This is a genomic window from Streptomyces sp. ATLC9, assembly GCF_057196705.1.
In genome coordinates this window covers 1-9413 of record NZ_JBXUOY010000209.1, presented here as the reverse complement: position 1 = coordinate 9413, position 9413 = coordinate 1, and the positions used below count along the sequence as shown (strand labels likewise).

The following is a 9413-nucleotide window of genomic DNA, read 5'->3' as shown; positions in this document are numbered from 1 at the left end:
CGCCCCCCGCGCCGGGGCGCCCCCCCCCCCCCGCGCGCGGGCCCCGCCCCCCCCACGCCGTTCCGGACCGGCTCCGTTCCGGAGGGGCGCCGCGGTCAGATCCCGCAGCCGGACGCCGACCAGAAGCGGCTGGAGCGGTGGTCGACGTGGGTGTGGTCGTTGTGGCCGGGGTAGCCCGGGCCGAGGATGCCCCGGAAGCCGTGGTAGCGGGCCTGCTGCGCCATCCTGCACAGGGTGTGCGAGCCGGCGCCGAGGTCGACGCCGTCACCGTAGAGGTGGCGGCTGTTGGAGGAGCCGCCCACCGCGCTGTTGCAGGAGTAGGAGCGGAAGCCGCTGGTCACCCGGATCGGCGCGTCGCCCAGGGCGTGACGCATCGCCTCCAGCTTCCACATCGAGATCAGGGCGTTGCGCTTGGCCGTGGCCGCGCTCACCGCGCCCCCGCTCCACGTGGAGTTGCACCTGTTCAGCTCGGAGTAGGAGAAGTGGGCCGGGGTGCAGTCGGCGTCCTGGAGGGCGTAGATCCTGCTGAAGGTCTGCGGACCGGCCACACCGTCGGCCGACAGCCCGTACGCGGCCTGGAAACGCTTGACGGCCGCGGCCGTGGCCGGGCCGTAGGAGCCGTCGATGGCGAGCACGTTGCCGTAGCCGGGGTAACCGGAGACGCGGACCTGGAGTTCGGCGACATCCGAGCCGGACATGCCCTGGGAGAGGGTGCGGTTCCAGGTGTAGCACGTGTCGGCCTGGGCGGTGCCCGCGGTGGTGACCGCGCCGACCAGCGATGCTGCCGCGACCATGACAACACTGAGGATGAGACGGATGATGCCTCTGAGCATGGTGCCTCCGTGTCGGAACAGTGGGGCCTCCGAGGGTGGCGGAGGGGGTCTACCCGCGTCAACACGCCTTCGGAAACGCCAATGGGCGGGCCACTGGAGGCCCGCCCACCGTCACACGCCGTTCACCGCGGCCCCACCGGCCCGCGGCGCCGCTCAGTCGTTGGGCACCGTCTCGTAGCGCGGGGTTTTCTCGGCCATCTGCCGCAGGGCGTCCTTGCGTTCGCGCTTGGAGAGGCGGTCGATGTAGAGGCGGCCGTAGAGATGGTCCGTCTCGTGCTGGAGGCAGCGCGCGAAATACCCGGTGCCCCGCACCGTGATCGGCCTGCCCTCGGCGTCCTGTCCGCGCACGACGGCATAGTCGGGGCGCGCGAGCGAGGCGTAAGCGCCCGGCACCGACAGGCAGCCCTCGCCCGAGTCGTCCAGCGCCCGGCGCTCGGCGGGCAGTTCCTCCAGCACCGGGTTGCAGACGACGCCCACGTGCCGCACGCCCTCGTCGTCCGGGCAGTCGTAGACGAAGACCTTCAGGTCGACCCCGATCTGGTTGGCGGCCAGGCCGACGCCCTCCGCCGCGCGCTGACTGGCGAACATGTCGTCGACCAGCTTGGCCAGTTCACCGTCGAACCCGGTGACGTCGCGGCACTCCCTGTGCAGTACCGGATTGCCGACGACGGTGATCGGACGGGCGGTGCCGCGCTCGCGGTGGGTCCGCTCGCGCTCCTCGCAGTCCTCCGTGTCGACGACGAACCCCTCGTCGTCCACCCGCTGCCCGGTCTCGTGCTCCGCCATCTTCGCCGTACGCCTTCCTCGGTGCTCCACCACGACCCGTACAGGGTACGGGCAGACCCCCGGCTCCGTACGCGGCCGGTCTCAGCCGACCTCCTCCAGGTCCCGCCACTCACGGGTGTCCGGGCTGTCGGCGACCCAGCCGTCGAGCAGCCCGCGCACCAGGGAGGCCGGGGCCGCCAGGCCGCACTCGCGCTCGGGCACCCACAGCTCTCCCGACGTCATGTGCCCCAGCGGCCCCGGATGCCCGGGCACGCTGTGGTCGTGCGGATCGTGCCGGGGGGCGCCCTCGCCCTCGTCGCTGGGCATCCGGCTCTCCGAGCAGGACCGGCACAGCAGCCGCACCGACGAGGACCAGTCCTCGGCCGCGAAACCCGCGTCCGCCGCCAGCAGTTCCAGCGCGTCCCGGTCCGCCTCGGTCGCCGCCTCCAGCAGCACCACCCAGGTGGGCACCGGCGAGGGCGCCCAGAGTTCTATCTCGTCGAAGACCGGGTAGGCGTGGCCCGCGGCCGTGGTCCGCTCACCGTGCGGTACCCCGTCGTGCAGCACCACCTCGCCCCAGCGGCGCCCGGAGGACGGCAGCGGGATGTTCTGCACCTCGACGCGGGCCGGATCCAGGCGCCGTCCCCACACCACCTCGGCCTCGCCCTCCGGCGACAGGCGCACCGCGGCGCTGCCCAGCTCCATGCCGGCCGGCGGGCCGGCGTGGAGCCGGGCAGCGCCGTCGGCGCGGTCGGACGAGGGGATCTCCGGTACCCGCAGGCCGTACGCCTGCCAGGCACGCCGGGCCAGGGCCCAGTCCTGCAGCGCGGTGGCCGCGATGCCCACGTTCCACCAGTCGGGAGCCCCGGCCGACCGGTCCAGGAGCGCGACGGCGCGCAGTCCGGCGGCGCGCGCCTGCTCCCAGTCGTGCCGGAACTTGTGCAGCAGCGCGAGGTTGAACCAGGACTCCGACAGCCACGGCTCCAGGTCGGCGGCACGGGTCAGCAGCGTGCCGGCGTCCTCGTAGCGCCCGTCACCGATGAGCGTGAACGCGCGGTCGGTGACCACCCGCCAGTCGGCGGAGGGCCGGTGCCTTGCCTTGCCGAAGATCCTCACGATGTTCCCGCCTGACTCCCGCCTGCTGCTCCCGACCGTCCTCGCGGCCGTTGTCCCGCGGTCCCCGCCGCGGTGTCCGTGCCGCGGTCTTCTCCCAGCCGCGGTTCCCGGTTCGCATCCAACCATGCCCACCCGGGTGCGCGCTCATTACCCGTCGGTCGTAGGGGTATCGAGCGGTTCGAGGCCCGGAGAGCACGTCCGGGACGGCGGCGCGGGGGAGCTCACGGCCGTCCGCGCCACGGCAGGCGGCAGCCGAGCGGCTTAACGCGTTCGGGTGATGTGGCGGGTGCGGGCCGAGGTGGTGCGCAGGACGCGGAGCCCGCGGCCGTCAGGGCTGTTCCCCGCCGGCCTCGCCCGGGCCCCCGAGGGGAGCGGTGCGGGACCGGCCCGCCCCGGGCTCCACCACGGGCTGCTCGGGCACGGCCTGCCCGGCACGGATCAGTTCGATGCGGCCCATGACCTTGGAGCGCAGGTCGCCGGGCACCTCGTCATGGCCGCAGCACCGCTTGACCAGCTTCTTCACGGCCTGCTCCAGACCGTACTTCTCCAGGCAGGGCGAGCACTCCTCGAAGTGCTCCCTGAACTTCGTCAGATCGCCGTCGGGCATCTCACGGTCCAGGTACTCGTACAGGTGGTCCAGGACCTCAGCGCAGTCCGTCTCGTGCGGCTCTCCGCAACTCATGAGCCCGAGCCTTTCCGGTCGTGCGACTCCTCGGGCGCGGTGGCGCCGTCCGCGCCCGCCGGGACCATGCCGCGCTCGCGGGCGTAGTCCTCCAGCATGCCGCGCAACTGCCTGCGACCGCGGTGCAGGCGGGACATCACCGTGCCGATGGGTGTCCCCATGATGTCCGCGATCTCCTTGTACGCAAACCCCTCGACGTCCGCGAGGTAGACCGCGATCCGGAACTCCTCGGGGATCGCCTGGAGCGCCTCCTTCACGTCCGAGTCGGGCAGCCGGTCCAGCGCCTGCGACTCGGCCGAGCGCAGCCCGGTCGACATGTGCGACTCGGCACGCGCGAGCTGCCAGTCCTCGATCTCCTCGGCCGCACTGCGCTGCGGTTCGCGCTGCTTCTTGCGGTACGAGTTGATGAAGGTGTTGGTGAGGATGCGGTACAGCCACGCCTTGAGGTTGGTGCCCTCGCGGAACTGGTGGAAGGACGCGTACGCCTTGGCGTACGTCTCCTGCACCAGGTCCTCGGCGTCCGCGGGGTTGCGCGTCATGCGCAGCGCGGCGGAGTACATCTGGTCCAGGAAGGCGAGGGCGTCCCGTTCGAAGCGCGCGTTCCGTTCGGCGTCCGTCTCCACGGGCTCCCTGGGCGCAGCGTCGTCGGTCGCGGCGACCGGACCCACCTCCTCCGATGCGGCTTCGAGTCCGTTGCCGGACCCATTCGAACCGGAGAATAGACGACGGTCCGCCTCCTCCGCCGACTGGAGTGGGACGTCCCCCACGGGTCCGGCGAGCCTCAGTGTCGCCCAGTCCACCCGGGCGGCTGTGGCACGGGTACCCACAGGACGGGACGGGCATGCGATCGAACCCATGTCGGGTGGACTCCCTCTCCTCGCGCGTGCGTGCGGTCCGCTACGTGTACTGCGACGGGTCAACACGCACGCGCGCGGGATCATTCCCGCGCCAGCCACTCGCGCACCGCGCCGGTGATCACGCCGAGCGCCTCCCCCTGGAAGGGCGCCCCCCTTTTCGGCACGGCGAAACCGTGGTCGCCTCCGGGCACCTCGACGACCTCCGTGCCCTCGGGGAACTCGCCGGGCCGCCCGAAGGGATCGCGCCCGCCCTGGACGACCAGGGTCCGAACCCCCGCCCCCAGGAGCTCGCCGGCCCGGGACCGCTCCGGCTTCCCCGGCGGGTGCAGGGGGAAGGCGAGCGCGAGCACGGCGCGCGCACCGAGTTCGGCGGCGGTCCGGCATGCCACGCGCGCCCCGGCACTGCGCCCTCCGGAGACGACCGGCAGCCCTGCCCTCTCCAGGGCGGGCCACACCGCCCGCCACCCCTCGTCCAGCTTCCCGGGAGCGGGCGCCAGCCTCTTCCCGGCCACCCGCCAGGGCTGCTCGACCAGGGCGACCGAGACGCCGTGCGCGGGCAGCTCGTCCGCCAGGGCCCGCAGGTCCCGCGCCTCGACACCGCCTCCGGCTCCGTGCCCGAGCGCGAGGAGCAGTCGCGGCCGGGCGGCGCGGCGCCAGGTGATCCGGGCCGGACCGGCCGGGGTGGCGACCTCCTCGGTGGTGCCGGTGCCGTCGGTACCGGTGCTGTCGTCGCTCACCGGCTCAGAACAGCGTCCCGGCCTCGGGCGCGTCAAGCTCCTCCAGCAGTTCGGGCCCGTTGTTGCGCACGTTGCTGACCTCGCCGCGCACCGGATAGGCCCGCATCGCCCCGGCCTGCGGCGGGACCAGCAGTCCGCGCACCTCCTCCGTGTCGGTGCGGGCCGGGTCCAGCCAGGCGTCCCAGCGGTCGGGGGTGAGCACCAGCGGCATCCTGGGATGGATGTCGGCGAGGGAGCGCGGCCCGTCCCCGCCGGCGCCCGCGAACGGCTCGCTCCGCGCCTCGGTGGTGATCACCGTGCAGGTGGACCACCAGGCCCGGGGGTGGTCCTCGGGCAGTGTCCTGTCCCGCCAGAACTCGTAGAGCCCGGCCATCGCCATCACCGACCCGTCGGCGGGGGTCACGAAGTACGGCTGCTTGCGCGGCCGCTTGCGCCTGCCCTTCTCCTCCTCCTGCCGCTCGGCCGTCCCGGTGACCCACTCGTAGTACCCGTCGGCGGGCAGCAGGCAGCGCCGGGCGGCGAAGGGGCGGCGGTAGGAGGGCTTCTCGTGCACCGTCTCGGCCCGCGCGTTGATCATTTTCACGCCCACGTCCGGGGACTTCGCCCAGGAGGGCACCAGCCCCCAGCGCAGCGTCCTGAGCTGGCGCACGGGGCGGGGATCGCCGCTGTCCCTCACCGGCCGGTCCAGCACCGCGTACACCTGCTTGGTCGGGGCCACGTTCCAGTCGGGCGCCAGCTCCTCGGCCGGGTCCCGCTTCTCCACTCCGAAGAGCCCGGCCAGTTCACCGGCCGATCGGCTCGCCGCATACCGTCCGCACATGTCCGCCACCCTGCCACGTCCGTGCGGCCCGCGGCACCGGGAACGGCCGCACGGGCTCCGGGCGGGGGCCGTACGAGGGCCGTGGCACACTGCGGAGCACACCGCCTCGGCGGGTGGGACGTACCGCGGGGAAGAGGAGGGGGCGGCCGAGCATGAGCATGGACACCGACGGCATCGCCGAGGTCTGGGACCGCGTCGTCGGGACGCAGCCCGACCCGTCGTTCGCGGTCGTGGCGGCCACCGGGCTGGCGGCCCTGGCCGTCGTCGCCGCACGGGGGCCGTGGCGGGTGGCGCGGAACGCGGTGACCATCGCCCACGAGGGCGGGCACGGGATCGTGGCGCTGCTGACCGGGCGGCGGCTGGAGGGCATACGCCTGCACTCCGACACCTCCGGGCTGACCGTCTCCCGGGGGCGGCCGAGCGGCGTCGGGATGGTGCTGACGGCCGCCGCCGGGTACACCGCGCCGTCGCTGCTCGGTCTGGCGGGGGCCTGGCTGCTGGCCGCCGGACACGTCACCGCGCTGCTGTGGGGGGCCACGGCGCTGCTGCTGGCGATGCTGGTGACGGTGCGCAACGCCTACGGTGTGCTCACCGTCGTCCTCACCGGCGGGACCTTCTTCCTGGTGTCGTGGTTCGCCGGGACCGAGGTGCGGGCGGCGTTCGCGTACGGGGTGGTGTGGTTCCTGCTGCTGGGCGGCGTGCGGCCCGTCTTCGAGCTCCAGGGCAAGCGGCGCAGGGGCGAGGCCCCGGACTCCGACGCCGACCAGCTCGCGCGGCTGACGAACGCGCCCGCGCCGCTGTGGCTGCTGCTCTTCCACGCCGTGGCGCTGTGCTCGCTGACCGGTGGCGGGCGGTGGCTGCTGGGGCTCTGACGCCCCGCTCCGGGCCCCTCGTCCGGGCCTCCCGCCCGGCCTTCCCCGTGTCCTGCCGGGATTCCCGTCCCGCCGGAGCCACTAAAGTTGGCCCCATGACCGACCACACCACTGTCTGGCCTGCGCCGCTCGCGTCCGGCGCCGTCGACGCGACCGTCACCGTGCCCGGATCGAAGTCGGTCACCAACCGCGGCCTGGTACTCGCCGCCCTGGCCTCCGAGCCCGGATGGCTGCGCCGCCCGCTGCGTTCGCGCGACACCCTGCTGATGGCCGAGGGGCTGCGGGCCATGGGGGTGGGCATCGAGGAGACGGTGTCCTCCAGTTCCGCGCCCGTCGCGGGCGGCTCCGCCGCTTCCGGAGCCCGCGGCGAGGCCTGGCGCGTCATCCCCGCGGGGCTGCACGGCCCCGCCACCGTGGACGTCGGCAACGCCGGCACCGTGATGCGCTTCCTGCCGCCGGTGGCCTCCCTGTCCGACGGCCCGGTCCACTTCGACGGCGACAGGCGCTCCCACGAGCGCCCCCTCCACGGCGTGATCGACGCGCTGCGCGCGCTGGGCGCCCGCGTCGACGACGGCGGGCGCGGCGCGCTGCCGATGACCGTGCACGGCGGCGGCTCCCTGACCGGCGGCACGGTGGAGATCGACGCCTCCTCGTCCTCCCAGTTCGTCAGCGCGCTGCTGCTGTCCGGCGCCCGCTTCAACCAGGGTGTGGAGGTCCGCCACACCGGCGGCCCGCTGCCGTCCATGCCGCACATCCGGATGACGGTGGAGATGCTGCGCGCCGCGGGCGCCCAGGTGGACACTCCCGAGTCCGGGGGCGAGCCGAACGTCTGGCGGGTCACGGCCGGCGCGCTGCTCGGCCGCGACCTGGTCGTCGAGCCCGATCTGTCCAACGCCCAGCCCTTCCTCGCCGCCGCGCTGGTCACCGGCGGCCGGGTGACCGTCCCGGACTGGCCGGCGCACACCACCCAGCCCGGTGACGCGCTGCGTGAGATCTTCACCGAGATGGGCGGGCGCTGCGAGCTGGACGAACACGGCCTGACCCTCACCGGCAGCGGCCGGGTCCACGGCATCGACGTGGACCTGAGCGAGGTGGGCGAGCTGACCCCCGGCATCGCCGCGGTCGCGGCGCTGGCCGACTCCGAGTCGCGGCTGCGCGGCGTGGCGCATCTGCGGCTGCACGAGACCGACCGGCTGGCCGCGCTCACCAAGGAGATCAACGGTCTCGGCGGCGATGTCACCGAGACCGCGGACGGGCTGGTCATCCGCCCGCGTCCGCTGCGCGGCGGGGTCTTCCACACCTACGAGGACCACCGGCTGGCCACGGCGGGCGCGGTGCTCGGCCTGGTCGTCGAGGGCGTGGAGGTGGAGAACGTCGCGACGACCGCCAAGACCCTGCCCGACTTCCCCGAGCTGTGGAGCGCCATGCTCGAAGGTGACGGGGGCAGAGGGTAGGGCGGACCGGCCATGCGCCGCTACGGCAAACACACCGACGAGGACGACATCCGGATCCGCCCCGGCCGCCGGGGCAGCCGCCCGCGCACCAGCATCCGGCCCAAGCACGAGGACGCCGCCCCCGGCTTCGTCCTGACCGTCGACCGGGGCCGGATCACCTGCCTGGTGGACGGCCGCACGGTGACCGCCATGAAGGCCCGCGAGCTGGGCCGCAAGGGCGTCGTGGTGGGCGACCGGGTGGCGGTCGTCGGCGACCTGTCGGGGGCCAGGGACACCCTGGCGCGGATCGTCCGGGTCGAGGAGCGCTCCTCGGTGCTGCGGCGCACCGCCGACGACAACGACCCCTACGAGCGGGTCGTCGTCGCCAACGCCGACCAGCTCGCCATCGTCACCGCCCTGGCCGACCCCGAGCCCCGCCCCCGGCTGATCGACCGCTGCCTGGTGGCCGCCTACGACGCGGGCCTGGAGCCGCTGCTGGTCCTCACCAAGTCGGACCTGGCGCCGCCCGGCACGCTGCTGGAGACGTACGCCCCGCTGGGGGTCCGGCATGTGGTGACCGACCGCGACGAGCTGGCCGACGGCGCCGCCGCCGACCGGGTGCGCGAGTTCCTGTGGGGCCGGAGCACCGCTTTCGTGGGCCACTCCGGGGTCGGCAAGACCACCTTGGTCAACGCGCTCGTCCCGCCCGACCGCAGGCGGGCGACGGGCCACGTCAACGCGGTCACCGGGCGCGGCCGGCACACCACGACCTCGGCCCTGGCGCTGCCGCTGCCCGGCGAGGTCTCCTTCCCGCCGGTGCCGGAGGGCGGCTGGGTGATCGACACCCCGGGCGTGCGGTCCTTCGGCCTGAACCACATCGACCCGTCCCGGGTGATCCACGCCTTCCCGGATCTGGAGCCGGGTACCGACGGCTGTCCGCGTGCCTGCGGGCACGACGAGCCGGACTGCGCGCTGGACTCCTGGGTCGCCGACGGCCACGCGGACCCCGCCCGGCTGTTCTCCCTGCGACGCCTGCTGGCCACGCGGGAACGCCGGGAGGGCGACTGACCCGGCAGGCCGTCCGCCCCGGCCCGCCCGCGGGGGTCAGCCGAGCAGCGCTCGCAGCACCTGGGTGACATGGGCGCCCGCGGCCTCCTCGGTCGCCTCGGGCGGGCCGTCGCAGGGTGCGACCACGTAGGACAGCGCCAGCCGCAGGCCCACCTCGCAGGCGTGGCGCAGCGCGGCGGGGCCGTGCGCGCCGTCGCGGGCGGCCCTCCCCCCGGGCACCAGCGCGGCGG

Annotated in this window: 10 protein-coding genes and 1 pseudogene; 3 read left to right on the top strand and 8 right to left on the bottom strand. The window is 74.2% G+C overall.

All coding sequences use genetic code 11. The features are described 5' to 3' along the window. Positions 1-95 precede the first annotated feature (95 nt). The 7 genes from AC2CJA_RS19740 to AC2CJA_RS19710 form a co-directional block, all read right to left on the bottom strand. Complete coding sequence (locus tag AC2CJA_RS19740; RefSeq protein ID WP_484604022.1) at positions 96-833, bottom strand: D-Ala-D-Ala carboxypeptidase family metallohydrolase; 738 nt, start codon at positions 831-833, stop codon at positions 96-98. Between the two features lie 153 nt (positions 834-986). Then, entirely contained in the window at positions 987-1619 is a 633-nt protein-coding gene (gene def / locus AC2CJA_RS19735; protein WP_484604024.1) for a peptide deformylase, read from the bottom strand. Between the two features lie 81 nt (positions 1620-1700). Beyond that, complete coding sequence (locus AC2CJA_RS19730; protein WP_484604021.1) at positions 1701-2714, bottom strand: tetratricopeptide repeat protein; 1014 nt, start codon at positions 2712-2714, stop codon at positions 1701-1703. Between the two features lie 328 nt (positions 2715-3042). Continuing rightward, the gene (gene rsrA / locus AC2CJA_RS19725; protein WP_484604020.1) at positions 3043-3396 is read right to left on the bottom strand and encodes a mycothiol system anti-sigma-R factor; all 354 of its coding nucleotides are present in this window, start codon (positions 3394-3396) and stop codon (positions 3043-3045) included. Continuing rightward, positions 3393-4064 (bottom strand): sigma-70 family RNA polymerase sigma factor, encoded by a 672-nt coding sequence (locus AC2CJA_RS19720; RefSeq protein ID WP_484604019.1) that lies wholly within the window; start codon positions 4062-4064, stop codon positions 3393-3395. The genes rsrA and AC2CJA_RS19720 overlap by 4 nt, the downstream gene beginning before the upstream one ends. 269 nt (positions 4065-4333) lie before the next feature. Beyond that, complete coding sequence (locus AC2CJA_RS19715) at positions 4334-4990, bottom strand: alpha/beta hydrolase family protein (RefSeq protein WP_484604018.1); 657 nt, start codon at positions 4988-4990, stop codon at positions 4334-4336. 4 nt (positions 4991-4994) lie between these two features. Further along, positions 4995-5810 (bottom strand): SOS response-associated peptidase, encoded by an 816-nt coding sequence (locus tag AC2CJA_RS19710; RefSeq protein ID WP_484604017.1) that lies wholly within the window; start codon positions 5808-5810, stop codon positions 4995-4997. A 158-nt stretch (positions 5811-5968) separates the two neighbouring features. Here AC2CJA_RS19710 and AC2CJA_RS19705 point away from each other — a divergent pair, with 158 nt between their 5' ends. The 3 genes from AC2CJA_RS19705 to rsgA all read left to right on the top strand — a co-directional run bounded on the left by AC2CJA_RS19705 (position 5969) and on the right by rsgA (position 9183). Next, entirely contained in the window at positions 5969-6682 is a 714-nt protein-coding gene (locus tag AC2CJA_RS19705) for a M50 family metallopeptidase (protein WP_484604023.1), read from the top strand. A 95-nt stretch (positions 6683-6777) separates the two neighbouring features. Next, positions 6778-8136 carry a 3-phosphoshikimate 1-carboxyvinyltransferase gene (gene aroA / locus AC2CJA_RS19700; RefSeq protein ID WP_484604016.1) on the top strand — a complete coding sequence of 453 codons (1359 nt, stop codon included), beginning with the start codon at positions 6778-6780 and terminating at the stop codon, positions 8134-8136. A 12-nt stretch (positions 8137-8148) separates the two neighbouring features. Beyond that, positions 8149-9183 (top strand): ribosome small subunit-dependent GTPase A, encoded by a 1035-nt coding sequence (rsgA, locus tag AC2CJA_RS19695; protein ID WP_484604015.1) that lies wholly within the window; start codon positions 8149-8151, stop codon positions 9181-9183. A gap of 36 nt (positions 9184-9219) precedes the next feature. Here the strand turns inward: rsgA and AC2CJA_RS19690 are convergent. After that, positions 9220-9413, bottom strand: a pseudogene (locus tag AC2CJA_RS19690) (TetR/AcrR family transcriptional regulator); the annotation flags it as partial.